The organism is Litorimonas sp. WD9-15, assembly GCF_050271975.1.
Taxonomy (GTDB): Bacteria; Pseudomonadota; Alphaproteobacteria; order Caulobacterales; family Maricaulaceae; genus Litorimonas.
Window position 1 is genome coordinate 1,360,492 of sequence record NZ_CP189850.1, and the last position, 18,194, is coordinate 1,378,685.

Below are 18,194 nucleotides of genomic sequence, written 5' to 3' on the forward strand. Positions count from 1 at the left end.
AATCACATATAAAAAGCCGCTGTTTTGACACAGCGGCTAAGTAGGGGAGGGATGTGGAATATTTAAGTCTAAGCGCCAGGGCCGCAATCGATACAACGCAGTGGCGGATTTGGGCCAAACCCAAGAGCATGGTTAAGTTTGCGCAGCGCTGTGCGAACCCCTTCCTCTAGCACAGGGTGATAGAACGGGTTTTGCAAGGTGTCATCAACACTCAAATCAGATTGTATAGCCCAAGCTAAAAGATTGATGAGATGTTCCGCGTGGGGGCCAATCATCTCTGCGCCAAGTATTTTGCCGGAGTCCTTCGCCGCATAAATTCTTAAAAGGCCCTTATTGATACCCATAACGCGCGCGCGGCCTTGGTCTTCGTAAGAGACCTCACCAATTTCAAAGTCTATGCCGCTTTCGATAAGTGAGGCGTAGCTCGCACCAGCGATGCCGATTTGAGGATCAGAGAAGACGACGCCCAGTGGCGTACGGCGTTTGCGTCGGTAGCTATGCGGGAAGCGCGCGGCATTCTCGCCTGCGATACGTCCTTCATCGGCGGCTTCATGAAGCAGCGGAATGTCTACATTCGCATCACCGGCAATAAAAACGTGGCTGTCACCAATCCGTCCTGACAGGGGATCGTAAACTGGTACGCCGCGGTCAGTCAGGGGGAGTGTCGTATTCTCGAGACCTATCTTATCTAAATTTGGGCGACGGCCAGTCGCCGCAATAAGATAATCAAACTCCGCCTTATCCTCTGGATTATCCGACCATGACACACTCACCTTTTCTCCACTGCGTGACACTTTCGCGTCGGCATGCCAATGAGCAGAAAATTCTTCGGCAAAGGTCTTTAGCGCATAATCACGAACCTCAGGATCGCTGAGCGGCCCCACCAAATTATCGCGACCAAAAAGGCGCACATCTACGCCGAGACGGTGTAATGATTGACCTAACTCTAACCCGATGACGCCCGCGCCAAAAACGGCAACAGAATTAGGTAAGTCTGTCCAATCAAAAACATCATCATTCACAATCAAACGGTCGCCTGCTGCCTCGAACATCGGAGGAATGTTCGGACGGGAGCCTGTTGCAATAATGATCGTTTTAGCCGTTATGCGTTTCCCATTGCTCAGCTCTAATGTGTGGTCATCTGCGAACTTCCCGTAGTGGCGGATAAGTTCACCTTTCTCGAAACCTTCAACAGCTTCATTGACGAAACCAACAAATCGGTCACGCTCACTCCGAACGCGCGCCATAACAGCGACGCCGTCAATAACGGGTTCCGTTGTGTTTACCCCGAACATATACGCTTTGCGGACATGATGCGCAGCCTCTGCTGCGGCGATTAAAAGTTTGGACGGCATACACCCAACACGCGCACATGTGGTGCCTAATGGGCCACCGTCTACGAGGGCGACGCGGTCTGTATATTTGGTGGCTTCACGATAAGCGGCCATGCCGGCTGTGCCAGCCCCCAGAATAGCGACGTCATAATCATAATTTGGCATTGTTTCTCTCCCTTAAGTTTCCTGTTATGCCGCTCGTGCCAAGAATGGCGTCAGCAACGGATCAAGTCCGCCGGCGGCGTCGAGTTCGGCTAGGTCAGAACCGCCGCCAACATGGACGTCTCCGATAAAGATTTGCGGGACAGTATAACGGCCCGAGCGTTTCACCATTTCGGCCGTCAATGCATCATCGCCTGTGATTTCGAATTCGGTAAATGATACACCTTTATAGGTTAGGAGAGCTTTAGCACTCTTACAGAAAGGACAATAGCCCTTGGTATATAACACGATAGATTTAGTCATTCTGAGAACCTTTCTAGGTATCTACAATTTTTAAAAAATTGGGCTTATAAGAAGGCCAAACGCGGCAAACGTAAGAGTGAAGGAGGACATCTGGGTGAGCAATTCGCCGTCAAGCAGATAATCATTCTTGGGTGTATGGATGTTAATCATTATACATGCACCTGATCTTCAGTTTCTGTATTGGTGACTAAGACCACCGCGACTACTGACAAGCCTATCAACAGATAAAAAGCGCGCTCCAAACTAGTGAAGCCAAATATAAATGGCGCAGCTACCAGTCCAAGTGCTGCAATGAAATCCAAAACCAAATGAGCTTTGAAAGACAAAATTTTGCGAGCCGACAGTGAATAGTCAGTAAGTAAGCTATAAGCTAGCAATCCAAGTCCACCAGCAATCGCTAAATACTTAGCGAGGCCTTCAAAATTTAACGCCAGAGGAGCTACGATTAATGTCGCAGCAACAGCGTAATCTAAGGCGCCGTGATATTTAGAGGGTATAAGGGTCATCGTTTCGTTCCTTTTCATGACCAAATGGTCAATTATAATATAAAAATAATGTGGCGGTTTTGCCGACAATCAAATACCTAATCATTATGAACCATTTGGTCAATAATAAAATCCTCACGAGTCTGTGAATAGCGACTACCTGTCAAAAACCTGTTACACCTATCTCATTCAAGTGTTATTTATATTCTAGTGACTGAATTTTTGGCTTTGTTACGTTAATCATGCGAGGTGTGATGCTCCAATGATTGAAGACTTATGGGCAAACTGGTGAGGTCGCAATATCCCACTCAGTTTGAGCTTGGTGTCTAAATTTTCGGAGTATTGATCTTGAAATGAGATGACGTCGATGATTGAAGATGTTGTAGAACTGACTGTGGGCGGAGAGCGGTTTTTAGGTGTTCCTGACTGATCTAAATTTCTGGGATTTTCGTTCTCTTCGCCGGATAGGAACGTGAGAGCATTCTGCACGATTGTTCTTTCTTCCTCCCACATCTTGCAGATGTTTCAGCCCTAAGATTTTGAGCGCTGCTCCGTAGGATCCAAGTCGGTCAGTCACGATTCGTTTTGGTTTTATAACTTGGTTTCTCAATAGTTTCCTTACTAGGCGCAGCGCTGCTTTTGTGTTTCTCCGTCTTAGAACAACAACGTCGAGAACCGTTCCCTCGTCATCGACGGCTCGCCAGAGGTAAACCATCTTGCCACCAATTTTTGTATAGACTTCGTCCAAATGCCAAAAAGGAGAGGGGCTTTGGACCGGCACTTTATGCGCCTTGTGTAAGTTGGCCCAAACTTATCGACCCATCTTCGTATCGTTTCGTAAGATAATTCAACTCCGCGTTCGGCCATGAGTTCTTCCACGTCCCGGAAGTTGAGGTTGAACCGGAAATACATCCAAACAGCACGTCGAATAATGTCCAAATCGAAGCGACGGCGAGAATAGATTGAGGTTTTCATCGCGTATGCTTAGCAGAATGTCTGAAAACTGGCATTAACGTGACAAAGCCTCTCTCGCAAAGGCGCGTGCCTTGGCCGCGCGATAGCGAGAAAGTGCAGAAGCATTCGAACCTTTCGCCCGAGACGTCGCCAAAGACGACCAATACAGATCATCGGCTTCGGCAAGCGAGTCGCGCCTTGCTCTGGCGACTTCCCGCGACGAAGTTTTGAGCGCGCTCTTGATTAGCCGCCGTTTATCCACTTCTGCATAGCGGTGCGGCACGCGGCGCACGTAATACCAGCGGCCTTTGCGTTGTTTTAGATATTAGTCGAGTGTCTTCATCTCGCTCATAATGTAGCCCAAAATGACAGTATCTTTGATGAGGTTGCAGGTTTTCTCAGGAGAATATAAGCCTTATCAAAGACTTACGCGGTTTGAATTTTGAGAAAATGGTGCCCCCACACGGGGTGCCCATTGTCCTGAATATCTAATTATTACAATGATTTAGGCGTTCGTGCAAGACGTTTGTGAGGCAATAAGTTAGGGTGTTTGTGAGGCAAATACTATTGCGTTTATAAGCAGAATTATCCCGATCTTAGACTTTGCCACATCGCAATACAGAATGGGTTGCGAGTATCCTTAAAGCCCATGGTGATGAAGATATGACCCACAATTGTGTTAGGCCGCATCAGTCCTTGACTATGCAGCCGCTAATTCAAAATTCTAATTCCAGCTCGTAAGTAAACGGACAAGATCCTTAAACAATTGAGACGTATGCATAACTATCGAAGGATTTTGCGCGTTTTAGCCTCCCGTTCAACTTTTTAACATCCTCAAATGCATTACCACTTAATCTATGATATGCATCATACTTTAACCAGCCGAAGCCTTGATCTAAGTCCAGATGTATATGTTTTCCACCCGAAAGCGTTAGATGCATCCGCCTATAATGAGGCACATCTTTGAGTGAGATATTAGTATTAAGGCCTTTATGGGCGGAATATGTTTTAACAAAACTCTGCATCGTAGCTGCGTCTCTGAAATTGTGGAACACGGCCTTCGGGTTACCAAATTGATTATGCGGTATACGCGTTTGAACTTGAAGATTAGCCTTGGGAGCTAGCTGCTCTACGGTATCCAGTAAAAGCCGCCATGTTAATGGGGAGCACATAAAAGCGTCGGTATAGTGCACGTCTTGGATGCTATCTATATCTGCTCCCAATTGCATAGCTGCTTGCTTTACCCTTGAGGCAAAAGCTTTCCCAAATTCTGAAATTGCGACATCCAATCCGCTATCTAAATCTATTCGTTGAGCACCCGATAATGGCTTCAAGGAAGATGTTGGAATGCTCTCATAGTTGCCGCTCTGATTATTATTTTTTCCTGATACGACTATCGATTCCTCAGTAATGCCCCAGTGAGCGCCGGGAAGCTTAATCGACTTATCACGGGATGCCCAAGCATCGTTGCCAAGTGATGCAAAAACAGCACTTGACGGCGCGTCACCTAAGGCAAGCTTTACGCCAGTTCTATTGAGGTAATCACGTGCGTACATGATTTGGGGACTCGTCCAGTTCTCATAGAATTTTCGGGGAATGACTAATGTTACTTCTTGTTTTTTCTGACGGGTCCATTCTGGCAATTCTTCATTTAAAATCCAATTTTCAAGCATGGTTGGATCAATCAAATCAAAATAGAAATAAGCGGGAATGGATTTGTCACTACTTCTGCGCATCTTTGCTAAAATGTCTCCCCGCAAATCTCCTACTCTGCGAGCATCTTGGAGCAATTTCGCGTCTTCAGACACTAAATCATCGCTGCATCTTAGATGCTGGCGGGCAAAAGTTAGGGCAGCACGCCTATCTAGGCTGGTTACCCCTCCAGCCGGAGCATCCCCTGTCAATACACAAGACGAGCATCCTCGTTCACAATCCATTTCGCAGTCGAGGACCTCGATTGCGCGATCGATTAAGGAACCAAATTCATTTACCGCATCAGATACGTATCCCGCGCCGCCAGCCGCTTTATCAAAAAGTCCAATGACAAAAGTTTTGCGACCAAGTGAATTGCGGGCAGTCTTGAGGCCAAAACCAATCTCTTGGGGATCGATACTTAGTCGAAATGCAAGCAATTCTCGGATTGCAATTGCTAAGGCATGGGCAACGGCTGGATGATTAATAACTTCATTGGGTTGCAGTTCAAAAACATCTGTTTGAATTTGATGTCCTAGGTCGATTTTTGGAACTATAGCATAGTCTTTAGAGTTTCCCGCGCAAATGCTGCTAGCATCAGTAGTCCACCTCAGGGACTTGTGATCTTTTAAAGCTTCTGTCGAATCTTCCGACTGGCTCTCCATGCGACCACAGTCTAAGCAGAGCGCATAGCCTTCTCCTCCTTCTCCCCTCGAATGAAAAAATACCGTCCCTGTTCTGTCCGCTGACATTCGGCCAAGAGCAGGATTGGGAAGCGGTTGATGACCCGCTAGTTTACCAACTGATATCCTAACCGGTTCCATAGGTACAAAACGTACATCCTCAACATCTGCATGGGGTTTTATTGAGTGGTCTTGACAAAACCCTGACGGAACCAAGTAGCGTTGAGGCTCCACTTCAACATTGTTACATTCAGGACAGACTTCAGGTTTGATTTCATTAGTCCATGCATGGCCACAGTCACCACAACTTGCACTCCACCGAAGCGATTGAATGTCGCTCACACCTTCCACACTTGCCGGAATTTTCCAATTCAGGGTAACTCCACCCGAATTATAAACGAGGCCATCTACCATAAAGCTTGAACCGGGAGCATATTCTCGAATGGCTACATCTAAGGTTCGGCTGGGCCAATCTCCAAATCGTGATTGATTTGAGGATGCATCCTTCTGTTTCCGTTTCATAATAAAAGGCACAACATGACTAGGAAATCCGTGACCCGGGAGAAAGCCTTTGTCTGCAAGATATCCCATTAAGTATTCACCGACATGTCGCTTCAGCTGTCTTTCAATCCCAGTTTTTCCGGCATCCTTTATGTTATCTCTTTGTATTTGGCGGCGTAGATTATCCCAAACATTCGCATATTCGAGTTCAATTTTCTTGAAGCTATCAATCGTTCTATCGACTAAGTTGATACTTCCTTCTCGCGCAGTTCCTTTGCATAAACGGACTAAATCCTCACGAATTCCAGTTTGGTCTTGGACCCCTTTGCACCATTCCATGAACTTGGAACTGGGGCGTTGAGCAAGTAATGTGCGCCTTTCCTTTAAAGAGCTTGGGCAGCCGAAAAAGAAGCCTGCATCAATCTTCGTAAGATTGCCATCATGTTTCCTCATAAATTGTCCCAGTAAATATGCGTTCACATGACGGTCAACAATTGGCTCGCTTTTCAGATCAACCTTAGGAGCTTTTGGGGTGCGTTTTAGATAGGAGGAAGGCGTTCTAAACGCTTCCATATCCAACGGTTTAGACTTGGCTATCGTATAACCGAGTGCTGCGCTTTGCCCACGTCGACCGGCTCGACCGATCCTTTGTCTATAGTTTGCAATAGAAGGAGGAAGATTACTCATGACAACACCATTCACGCTGCCAATATCAACACCCATTTCCATCGTTGTTGAGCAATTCAAAACATTAATGTGGCCGGCCTTAAACTCGTTTTCGTATTCCACTAAAAGCTGTCGTGAATTCTGAGCCGAATGTTCCGCTGTCCGATAATAATTGGAGAATTTTGCTACCCGGTCGTGACGATCTCTCCAAACGCCTAGCGCTTTAAGTTCGTTGATTTTTGCATCTGATGCGAGCCAGTTTGTCGCATCACATGGCGCAGAGAATTCCGGTCTTTGGGGAAAAGATATGGCTGATGCTTTGTCTTCTAAGCTGCGCGCATATGGAGATATCCCGAACGGGGCTATATCAATTGGCCGTCTACTAACGGGACAAAAGTATCCGTTTACGAATGCTTCAATTGATACAGTATCTTCCAAGTGCAACTGATACCCGCCTTTGTCATCTTTTTTGCTGATGGATTGAAAGGTTTTGAACGCGGCCTGGAGGTACTCATTTATTACGTTCCGGTGAGCACTCGTTTCTAGGTCTAGCTTCAGACCCAATGCGAGAAGTTTTGCCATCTGAGAGTTAACCTTGCCAGGCTTTGCATTTGGCCAAACGCGGGTCGCTTTCCGGTCACTAAATTCTCCAGGTGGAAGGAACCACGCTCTCGAACTCTTTCTCGCAACCCATTGCTGCATTGAGCGCCCAATGAAAATCATATTCCGATTGCGGATGAACAACGTAAAAAATGCATAGAGGAATGATCTCCAATCTTCGGGACTAATATTGTAGCCGGGAACATTAGGAGGAATAGCATTCTCAATCTTTGAGACCTTCAACCGAGCGAGCCCCATCGTCTCAATTGAAGATGCAAATTTGGGCCTAGCAAAAAATTCCCGCATCAAAAGGGCCTTAGCAATATTGCGCGCCCCATCGGTCGAACTCATGTAAATTTCATCTCTAACAGACCACGTGTCTTTTATCCATTTATGAACTTCTATCCTCTCACTCAACTTTAGCTCCAATGTGTCCCATGAGAGCGGTGATGGCTTATTCTCCAGTTTTGACCGAAAATTTTCAATTTCACTTTCTGAGAATAATTCTAGGCCAACGTTGATCTTCTTTTCTAACAAAGCCCGATCCTCTTCGGATAAGGCTTTGGGTCGCCGTTGGACTTCTCTGTATATAAATGAGGCCACGAAGCTTCTTTCGGCATCACGCTGCAAATTGGCAGCCATACGAGCCGTACCTTGTCGACTGTCAGTAAATGATAAAATTTGACGCCCATCCATTGGCAGATCGGGTTCGGCGCTGGGAACAATAGTGTTTGTTGTAGTTTTATGCGCTGGCATTGCTTCGAGCATTACGGGCGTTAGGTTTGTCATTGAAGACGGTGCGCTAAAAAAGAAATCGTATAATTTTGGCTTCTTGCCCGTTTCAGCTGATGAACAATGTGGGCAGTTTCCATCAATATCAGGCACTTGGGATAAAGATAACGTATTCGGATCAGTATAGTCTAAAATCGTTCCATCGTGTTTGACCGACATTGTACCAAGGTTGTTTTTTGGTGGCGCCTTTGAGGCACTAAACAGTAGATCTAATCTTTCTTTTTCAACGTTTGATGCATCGCTATCTATTTCTTCGTCATCATCCGTTTCTTCTTCGCGCTCTCGAAGCGCGTCGAATACATACTCATCACCAAAGTCTCTTATGTTTTTGGGAAGCAGTTGCCCACCTTCCTCTCGTCCGGCAAGCGCATTTTGGCCACATCTTCGGCAGGTCATGACGTCGAGAGTGGGAGAACCACATTCGCAGGTGTTTCTGTGGTCAAGGTATAATTTACCAAAAGGCCAAATTGAGTCAGCATTTTTCGAACTACATTCGGGGTTAATACAAGTCCACAAACCAGATAATGACCGTTGAAACAGATGTGCCCTAAATGCAGCTAGGTTCTCTTCACCGCTCCGCGTTTGACCCAATTGAAGCAATAAATCAGATGACGTTAAACCTAATTCTGATGCAAGCGTATTTAACTCTTGAACAGAGACTTCTCCAGAATATAACTTCTGCACAAAAGACCATACCCCCGGTTTTTGAACAAGCTCACGATACTTATCAGGCTGGTTATCCGCATCCGGCCCTGGAGGAAGACGCCGACTACCCTCAATCACGTGGACACGCTCCATTGGAATGCCTCCAACGTTCGATAAGAAACGCTTGAGATCATTTTTTGCCTTCTGACCGTCACCTACAGTCGCCGAAGTTGCCACTATTCTTACTTCAGATGGCGCGACCTCAAACGCACTCATGACCCGTCTTAATAATAGTGCGATTTCAGCTGCTGTTGCGCCTACGTAGGTGTGAGCCTCGTCCAAGATAATCCAGCGCAACTTTCCTTGTGATTTTTCGAGTAAATTTTTATCTTGTGGCCGAACTAACATATATTCGAGCATCGTGACATTAGTCACAAGAATGTGGGGGGGACGCGAATACAACTCCTTCCGATCAGGAACCTGCTGGGGATTCCCTCTGTGATGCTGTCTACGAACGTCTTCACGAATGCTTTTAGATAAATGGCTATTATATAGGGCGTAGCGTATTCTTCCGCCCAATGGGCGCGACCATGCATCAAGGCGTTCGCGTTGACTATCAATCAAGGCGTTTAAGGGGTAAAGCATAATTGCTCGAATTCCATCATCAAGACCGCCATTCGCGTCTTGTCTGATCAAATCATCTAACATGGGAACCATAAAACATTCGGTTTTACCTGAACCAGTACCAGAACTAACCACGATGGACTCAGCTGGTTTAGTTAAATCGAGCTTATTCCATGATTCTAATTGATGTGCGTAAGGCCTTCGGCTTGCGGGAAAGCCTTCATTTTCATCAATACCTAATGCTCGGACCGTTTCCTTATGAAGTAAGGTTCCAGATAAATTTTCTAGTGTACATTCGGCCTGAACAAAAGGGTAGGCACCTTCCAAAATTGGGTCCCGAAGCAACGCCTGAGAGTTACTCTTAAGTAACTTACGAAGCTCGAAAAGTAAGTTTGGGTCTGCGATTCCATTTTGGGCAATAACTGCTTCTGCTAGTCGTTCTCGTAAATCAGCCGTAGTCTGTAATACATCAATCATGACATAGATCCTTCATCGCGTGGATGTACCCTAAGTTAATATAATCAGGGCTAATAGATAATAGCTTTCGAATGTCGATGACTTGTTCGGGTGATAATTTATACATTCCGAGAGCGGCTAATGAGAGAGCAAAAGGTGCTGCCAATCCAGGGTTGGGTCTAATGTTGAAACCACTGAGAGCTTCCTTTACCTTTGGATTAGTCAATACGGTATCATATTGGGTGTCTAAAGCAGCATTTTCGTATATATTTAAGTGCTCTCTTATTAGCGATGCCATTGATGGAACTTCCGAATTTAAGCTTCGATAAATTCCACCGAACCATGGAGCATCAAAGCTGATATTAATAGCCCAGTTTTTTAGACGCTCCATAACGTCAGGAGGTGAACTTGGCATATCAAGCTCTCTAAGATTTGATTGCATTTCCAAAAACTTTGATTGCAAGGCATTTTGCCACGCCTTGTCTGGCAAGGCTTGCCACAAAAATGGCAGATCTTCAGACAAGTTTAGTATGAGTTCCCGTTGCTCCGCACTCGCTTTAAATAACATAGCGATTAATATTGACGGACAATCAGGCAGAACTTTAAGCATATCTAGAGATCTTGGTGACAACCCCCTGAGAGAGACAACAGTCTTAATTAACAAATCAACTTTTGGTTTATACTCCAGGGACGCCATCGTTAGTGACTTAAAAAAATCCGTGAGCCGTGAAAGTCTTTCACGCTCATTTTCTATTCCTAGTATTCTGGTGAAATTACCTGTTGGAGGTAAGGTTCTGTAAGCTGAGCCTATGAGTATGGGCCTGGTAGTGACGCGGCCTACATCCTGAAGATATACTAGGGCTGGGCCCAATACTGACGCAGGTAACCTATATTCATTTTCACCAATTTTTTGCAGTCGATAGACTTTTTCCGGTGACCATAGTGGTCTGGCAACACCATAACCTGATGAGGCAGGTGGTGAAAGGATGTTTCCATTCTGATTTTGAAGCATCATTTTTTGAGGACGACTAAATAACCCAAGCGTAGGCCCATTCCATACTTTCAGCTCGACTCTTGGACCTCTCTCCAGAGAGTTCGCTGCGAGAGCCTTAACCATTGGTAGGTAATCATTAGCTCTGCTTTCACCACTGTATCCATTCATATATACTCGAGATCTTGGTGTTGTTTTCAATTCTAACTCCAAAACTTCTCTTCGAGGTAAGTGGATATACAAGTCCCGCATATCGGAGAAATCGGATATAGTCCTGCTTTCAATGACACTTCCATTTGAGTTCGCCATCAATGGTTTTAGTACTTTTACGGGAATAATTACTTTCGTGGTCTTTTGGTTGACATCAACTAGGAAAAAATCAATTTTTGCTTTGGTATTTTTTGGTAAAATGCAGCAACCTTGAGCGCCACAAAATACTTTATTTGACTCCGGGAAAATGAGCTTCCAGTCAGTGAGGCCAGACCATTTAACTTCGATGCCTTCATCAACGATGCAGGCATCGAATGTCGCCCTACTTGGAAGCGCCAGTACAGAAACCCGTGATAACACAAAACCATCTTCATCCTTCCATACCAGAGATGAACGACCTTGTTTTAGTTTCTTATTCTGACGGGAATTATCCCGCGTCCCGTTTTTCCAACGTATGACTTCACTGTTTTCCACGGAGATAGAAATGGCGGAATTCAGTGCTTTCAGACCGTCGAAATCTGCTCCATCTACTGTCAGCTGAAATTGAGTTTTTGATTTGCAATTGGTGCGAATGCGATAATGTCGTCTTCCACTAGTGATTTTAACTCGACCTCGGAGTTCATACAGTTTGCTTGTTTGATCTTCACACAGCATCTGCATTGAGCTTTCGGCGTCCAGCAACTGAAACACTGACGAACTACTAATTATCAGCCAAGCTGAGACACTTCTGCAGTCTACGGTTCCAGAGCCAACATATTCTGCTCTTAAGGAATCCATCACGCCGAAAACAAGAACCTCCTGATTTAGACTTTCTCCTTTTTGCCAAAGTAGAGACCTTCGTCCAAATTTGGTGTTTGAAAACATCAAAAGCACTGGATCCCGTAATGGTAGCCTGTAATACTCGGATGTACGCTTATTGGGCGTTAGAAAAAGTGAGGCATTAGTTCGGCCATCATCTTTGTTAGGCGTTGCAGTGTAATTGGCGATACCGATCCTTTCGTTCCCGTCCAAACGCCCGACTAAGTGAATGTCCCATTTGCAATCTAATCCGTCACTTGATCTAGCCAAGTGGTTTGGCGCCTCTCCATCCAGTCCTATGCTTACTTCTTCGTCCCAAGCTAAAATTCCGGTTTCCGACTTTATTAGCTTAATGAACCTCTGCGCGGTCAGCCCCGCAGGAGTTTTGGGAATGCTGACGTCTAACAAGCGACTGATTAAACTCTTCAAAGCACCTCCGAGGCCCTCCACATGTAGAGCGAAGTGGTTTCGCCAATGCGGATGGTTGCTATCCAGCCAATGCATAGACTCAATATCGTTTAGTCCTGCAGGGAGCTCTCTTCTCCAACCTATTACTGCCGTCAATAGATCCACAGCTTGATTAACAATTATTTCGTCCCGAAACCCCTCAATAAGATGGCTGAGGTGTTCTGGCTTTTGACAAGTTTTTTGAAGGCTATACTCGCCATCATCAATATAGGCCTCCGGATCGCGCACAACAGAGTTCAGATATCGATCAAGCCAAGTTTCTTTTTGATCTGCAATTAATTTCGCGGGTATTCCTCCATTTAAAGCCAGAGTTTGCAGCCATTGGCGTCCATTCCCATTTTCAATTGGTGAAACATTCCAGAACTTGAATCCTCTTTCGACAATCTTTCCACGATTTATGGTGTTAAGAGAGTCTGGGACAATTTTTAGATCACTCCAAGTATATGCAGTGCTGTAACACTCTCTTCGAAACCAGTGAGCGGCATAAAGAACAAATAGTCGATCCAACCAAGGGACGGGCGAACCAAGAGAGTTTTTAAGGTTTTTGACTATTTTGCCTGCCTCACGATAGGCGTTTTCGGATAACTCGTATCTATAAAGCGGTCTACCATCGGGGTGGGTTAATTCAGCTTGCTCTAGTGCTGAATTCAATAGATTTTGCGCTAATGGCTTATAAAGATGTACCCTAGCGTCACGCATTAATATCCCCTACGAATCTCTAATTTATTTTAAAGGCAAGGCTGGAGTGAACAACCCATAATTGAGATAAGTTGGGAGTTAGCATTTTTTAGATTCTGCAATATGATATAATTGCCACGCTTGTAAACAATAGCAAAGGTTCAAGCCCTTGAAGCACGAATTCACAAACTCCCTTGCTGCCGTTGCATAATTCACCTCCCAATTCCTCGTGTCCGTCCTGTCTCCCAATCAATACTGCCGCCACTAAGCACTCTGCCTTTGATACGATTGCCCCATTTCTGCGCATGTGCGCTCTCCCATGGCACGAGGTAGAAAGCCCGCTGCGTTTCAATCATCGCGTGGGGGCCGTGTGGGAGTTCATATTTCTGCGCAACCGTACCTTCAATCAGCCGTCCCGTCTGCGCAGCAACATGGGCCTTATCTGTGATGCTCTCCAGCTTCTCGGTTGCGGCGTCGAACCCTTCCGTCTCTAAGGCTTTCAGATAACCTCGCTTATAGATGATGGAAGCCTTTTGTTCGTCTTGGCGTAGCTCCGCATAGCCACGCTCAATGAGCCATGTGCGTCGCTGCTGGAAAGCCGTGTCCAGCTCTTTCGCGAATGCGCTGGATTTTGAACTCATTCCTCCTAGCCCGCTTCTGCCCCAACTTACTTGTGAACGGTCAAGCCAAGTCGCACCGGGACTCGCGAGCTGTGCCTCTAAGTCTTGAACGGATAACAGCTTCACGCCTGACGCGCGGCCTTGCTTCATATCGAGTGCGATTGCCTTTTCTTCAAAGTCTTCTGGCACATGCCATTCATTGGGGTCGCCGTCCTTATCCTTGCTCACGACTTGCACTACGCCCGCCTTAACTAGCGTTGCTAGCCGCAATCTATGCGCCCGCATATGGGCTGCGCCTCTGCTGCCGCTCCCGTCCATCCAATCGTCTGGCCCGCTGGTCGCTATCGCGTAATTCCCGATAAGCCCGTTACGTGGCTTGCCGTGATAATCTTTGCCCGTTGCAATGGCTTGGATGTTCCGATCAACTTTGCGCAGGCTGGGCGGTGAGACTTCGATAATCGAGCCGACCTTAGCTGCTTCGCCTGCTCGCGTGTCCATGCTCGTTTCAACCGTGCTGACATAGCCGTCACTGCCGTCGATGATGAACCTGACTCTACCGCCGCCATTTTGGCTTGCGTCCATGCCTTCATCATAGCCATGAGTTTTCGCGATTACGCGCCCAATGACGCGGTGGGTTGAAAGGCCTCCGTCATAGCTCTGGCGGCCATCATGTAGGCGAACAGGTCTTTTGATGTTTGCCCTCTTCATCGCCGCGTGAATATCTTTGTTGAGCTGCTCGCGCCGCTCTATCTGTCCGAGGGTCTTGAGTGCATCGTTTTCGATATGCCAGCGGCCAGACTCAATTTGCGTTGCAAGGCCCATAGACTTCAAATGTCTCATACGCCCAATCAGGATATGTCTGTTCATAGATGAGTTAGCGGCGAAGGTGGCTACGGCTGACCCTGCGCGTAAGTCGATTGTGTTGGTCAGTTTGTCCATACCGTCCGCGATATGCTTATCTGCTTGCGTCACGCGCATAGCTTTCATCTCACGTTTCATCTCTTGCTGGATTGCAAGCTCGGACTTCCAGCCAAGCTCTCGGGTCAGTTCTTCCTCCAGCCGTCCGCGTATGCCGCGCGAGATATACTCGCCCGCAATGTTCAATCCTTTGCCGTCATGGGTCACGCCCCGCGCGATGATATGCGTGTGCGGATGGGCGGTGTCGAAATGGTCAACCGCCACCCAATCGAGCCGCGTGCCCAAGTCCTCTTCCATCTGCGCCATGAGCGCCCGTGTTGTGTCTTTCAGGTTCGGTGTGCCGTCGCGATTCACGCGGGCCAGCTCCGCCCCATCTTCGGGCGAGATCATTATCCGAAACTGATGCGGGTCGCCGCGTCCGTCGAAGCTCTCTTGGGAGCGAGCGACAAAATCCCGTCCGTCAATCTCAACGCCTTCGTCTGGGCCGTAGAGCTGGCCGCGCGTTGGAGTCAGTTCCGCCGAGCCGTCCAGCCTCTCGGCTCGCTCCACACCTACGCCTTCGCGCTGGAGGTAAGCCAAGTGTCCGCGAGAGACAGACGACTTCGCATTGCGCAGCTTAACCACGCGCACTTTTACAATGGCCCTGCGGGCGCGGTAGCGGTCTCCCGTGGCGCGGTGGATGCGCCAACCTTGCTTTGGCCCGATACCGCGCTCCAAAGCGGCACGACCTCGACCTCGCGCGTTGAAGCGACCCGTGCGCGGTTTGGATGGAACGGTCAGCGTGCGCCGCCCTGAAACGGCCTTACCTCTCACGAGCGCAATGCGGGCCTCTTGGAAAAACCCCTTGTAGTTTGCTGGGATATTGACCTCGGCGGAACGGCTAGATGTTTTGCGAGCTTTGGCTCTTAAGCGGAAATCATCTTCATCTGACATTCGCCCATAATCGGGCAAATAGGGCGCGTTTGTCTCGAAGTAAGCCGATTGGAAATTGCAGGGGAACGGGAATTTCTAGGTATTTGCGGGATAGGGGCACTTTGGTGGCACCGCGCATGAGTTACTGAAAAAGTAACACCCCAACTCGCGTAGCAAAAACAGAGCTTTAGCGTCGAAGTGCCCCCAAAGGGGCGGCTCGCTTTATCTTGCTAAAGCTCTTTTCTTTTCTAAACTCTCCTCAAGTGCCCAACCCATCTAATTAATTACGCTCTCTCAAAATAGTGCTGTCCAACGCGCCTGCTGGAGCCGCCCACACGAGCGGAGGCAGGTGCGTTGGACTCGCCGCAAAGCGGCGAAAGGTGTCCTGTCTGAAAAATCAGATTAAGAACGATTGGAAATTTTTGAATATATATGCAAAGCTTACAAAATGACAGAACAACCGAGGATAAAAATACCAAGGGTGATTGCCTCCCTTGTCGTAGGTGCCTTTATTGGTGCCTCTATAGCCTGTATCCAGTACATGATTGGAGTGTATCAAGTTAACGGTGCTGAATATTTTCGGGAGTATATTCTATCCAATGCATTCGGAGTTTTCGTAGTTGCATTTATAGTATGGTTGTGTGGAATTTGCTTTTTTGGTGGCCCTGTTTGGTTCTTATTGCATAAGAAAAAAAGAACGCATTTGGTACACGCTGCATTTGCGGGTTTCGTTATTCCGTTTCTTATAATTCTCGCTATGCAAACAAGTTTTTTTACTGGCAGTAGTGGTTTTACCTCTTACTATGCGAACGGTGGAGATCAGGTAATCGCTGGTCGTTTAACACCCTTCGGGTGGAAGATGGCTTTTGTTATGGCCTTTGAATACGCCTGTATCGGTGCTGTAATTTCATCCATCATTTGGTTTATAAACTACAAAACTCGGAAAATTTTGCTGGCTTAATTTCCGCTATCACGATTATAAGTAGGGCGATAATAATCTGTATCAGATAACTATTTTACTCTTCACCTCCCAATTTATAATCGCTTTTCCTCAACAAAATTTTCTCCGAACATGATAGTTTTGAGGTATGAATAAAGGCTCATACACAGCAATTGACGATGTAGCAGAAGCGGCATCTCGCGCTGACATTAAACGCGGTATGACTATCGCGGCGCAACTTGTTCAGCGATATGGCCCAAAATACTGGCCCGTTTTAGAACGTCTTAAACAAGAATATGATGCGCTAGATGATCGCGAAGCCTTGCTTACCTTGCTCCTGTCGGACGCGGACAAAGCTGCATAGACCGATAAATTCAGCCCTTAAACGGATAGCTTTGCAATAGCGCGTCGCTGACCGGATGCGCTATCTTCAAAAGCTCGTCTCGGCGATAGGCAAGCGAGCCTCCATCCCCATATTCAGGGCGCGGATTGCGGTGGCCCATTAATGTGCAGCGCAATCCAAAGTCCAATCCTGCTTCCAACATTCGGTTCTCAAAGCTGTGCCTAAAGCTGTAGATACGGTGCTGCTTCGTTGGGAATAGCCCTCTCGCTTTGAACGCCTTGGTGAGTGACGCGCTCAACAAGTAGCTTCTATCTCGATAGTGCGGGAACCCGTTCGGAGCTTGCCGCATAGCCTCCAGCGCTACTCCGACAAGTGGAATATCCCGAACGGATGCGCCTGATTTTAACTCTCTATCTTTCGTTGGTCGAATGCGGATATGCGGAACCTCGGCGTCCAGCCGTATGTTCTCCGTCGTGATATTGGCCAGCTCACTCGGCCTGCATCCCGTCTCTATAAGTGCCATACAAAGGAGTGCGCCTTGTCGATTAAGGCCTTCAAAAACATCTGGCGCGAGTATGCGTGACCTGACCCAATCATCTTTAAACGGCATGACCTTTGTTAAAATTTTGTCTTTAAACCGCATATTGCGGAACGGATTTTCTCGCTCTTCTTCACCTATATGCTCAAAGTATCGGCGGTAGAGTTTACGCAAACTGCCCAAGTCTTTGTTACCGCTGCTGCCGCTCATAGGCTTTGCGCCGTCTTTCGGGTGGATGCGCTCATGCCAAAATTTGCGCACGGCGTGGGCGTGTTCGCGGGTGATGTCTCGCATATCTATATCGCCGTTTATGTTGACGAAATTCGCGACGGCGCGGCGTTTGATTTTAGAAAAGTTGTTAACTTGTTCGGGTGATTTACTTGCGAGTTCGTCGGCGACGATCTCGGATAAGTATAATTCCATGGCCTGTGTGATTGTCGCTGATGGTGTCTTCGCAACACCAAGCAGGGCGTCTGCATCCTGCTCTTCCTTGGGGTGCGGAGCCTCCTTTAACGGCCCCAAGGCTTGTAACCGGTGCAATAAATCCGTGACCGTATCTCGTGAAATTAGGCTATCCATCGGCTCATAGTTGAACCCTAGCGAGCGGGCATAATGGCTCACGTCACGGTAGCTAACTTCTCTTGGCGTAGAACGAAAACGGCTCGGCGCGACCTCGCTCCAGCGTTGCTCGTCTGCATCCGCGCATATGTCTCTCCGCTGGCGAGCAACCTTGCGGCTATCGGTATCGAGGGAACGGTATATCAATGTGCGGTCATCTATATGGCTGACCGCCTTGGGTACACGCCGCACATAATGCCATATATCACCCCGTAACCGTAGGTATTGGTCGGGCCGTCTAATCGCTTTCATCCTGCCATCTC

Annotated in this window: 10 protein-coding genes and 1 pseudogene; 2 read left to right on the forward strand and 9 right to left on the reverse strand. The window is 47.3% G+C overall.

The window, feature by feature from the left end; genetic code table 11:
- Positions 1-68 precede the first annotated feature (68 nt).
- From ACP9M6_RS06205 to ACP9M6_RS06240, 8 genes and pseudogenes are all read right to left on the reverse strand, one after another.
- Entirely contained in the window at positions 69-1,499 is a 1,431-nt protein-coding gene (locus ACP9M6_RS06205; RefSeq protein ID WP_427454496.1) for a dihydrolipoyl dehydrogenase, read from the reverse strand.
- Positions 1,500-1,523: 24 nt separating this feature from the next.
- A complete protein-coding gene (gene grxC, locus ACP9M6_RS06210) occupies positions 1,524-1,799 on the reverse strand; it encodes a glutaredoxin 3 (RefSeq protein ID WP_427454498.1) in 276 nt (91 codons plus the stop codon).
- A gap of 149 nt (positions 1,800-1,948) precedes the next feature.
- Positions 1,949-2,305 carry an SPW repeat domain-containing protein gene (locus tag ACP9M6_RS06215; RefSeq protein ID WP_427454500.1) on the reverse strand — a complete coding sequence of 119 codons (357 nt, stop codon included), beginning with the start codon at positions 2,303-2,305 and terminating at the stop codon, positions 1,949-1,951.
- Positions 2,306-2,558: 253 nt separating this feature from the next.
- Positions 2,559-3,259 (reverse strand): annotated as a pseudogene (locus ACP9M6_RS06220) (IS6 family transposase).
- A 34-nt stretch (positions 3,260-3,293) separates the two neighbouring features.
- Entirely contained in the window at positions 3,294-3,530 is a 237-nt protein-coding gene (locus ACP9M6_RS06225; RefSeq protein WP_427454502.1) for a hypothetical protein, read from the reverse strand.
- 466 nt (positions 3,531-3,996) lie between these two features.
- The gene (locus tag ACP9M6_RS06230) at positions 3,997-9,918 is read right to left on the reverse strand and encodes a DEAD/DEAH box helicase (RefSeq protein ID WP_427454504.1); all 5,922 of its coding nucleotides are present in this window, start codon (positions 9,916-9,918) and stop codon (positions 3,997-3,999) included.
- Complete coding sequence (locus ACP9M6_RS06235; RefSeq protein ID WP_427454506.1) at positions 9,911-13,063, reverse strand: STY4851/ECs_5259 family protein; 3,153 nt, start codon at positions 13,061-13,063, stop codon at positions 9,911-9,913. The genes ACP9M6_RS06230 and ACP9M6_RS06235 overlap by 8 nt, the downstream gene beginning before the upstream one ends.
- Positions 13,064-13,254: 191 nt before the next feature.
- Complete coding sequence (locus ACP9M6_RS06240) at positions 13,255-15,513, reverse strand: DUF3363 domain-containing protein (protein WP_427454508.1); 2,259 nt, start codon at positions 15,511-15,513, stop codon at positions 13,255-13,257.
- Between the two features lie 427 nt (positions 15,514-15,940).
- Between ACP9M6_RS06240 and ACP9M6_RS06245 the strand changes: the two genes are divergently transcribed.
- Together ACP9M6_RS06245 and ACP9M6_RS06250 are read left to right on the forward strand one after the other, a co-directional pair.
- Positions 15,941-16,453: a hypothetical protein gene (locus ACP9M6_RS06245; RefSeq protein WP_427454509.1), complete on the forward strand. Its 513-nt coding sequence runs from the start codon at positions 15,941-15,943 to the stop codon at positions 16,451-16,453.
- A 127-nt stretch (positions 16,454-16,580) separates the two neighbouring features.
- On the forward strand, positions 16,581-16,796 hold the full coding sequence (locus ACP9M6_RS06250) for a hypothetical protein (RefSeq protein ID WP_427454510.1): 216 nt from the start codon (positions 16,581-16,583) through the stop codon (positions 16,794-16,796).
- Between the two features lie 10 nt (positions 16,797-16,806).
- Here the strand turns inward: ACP9M6_RS06250 and ACP9M6_RS06255 are convergent, their stop codons facing one another.
- On the reverse strand, positions 16,807-18,183 hold the full coding sequence (locus ACP9M6_RS06255; protein WP_427454511.1) for a DUF6538 domain-containing protein: 1,377 nt from the start codon (positions 18,181-18,183) through the stop codon (positions 16,807-16,809).
- Positions 18,184-18,194 lie beyond the last annotated feature (11 nt).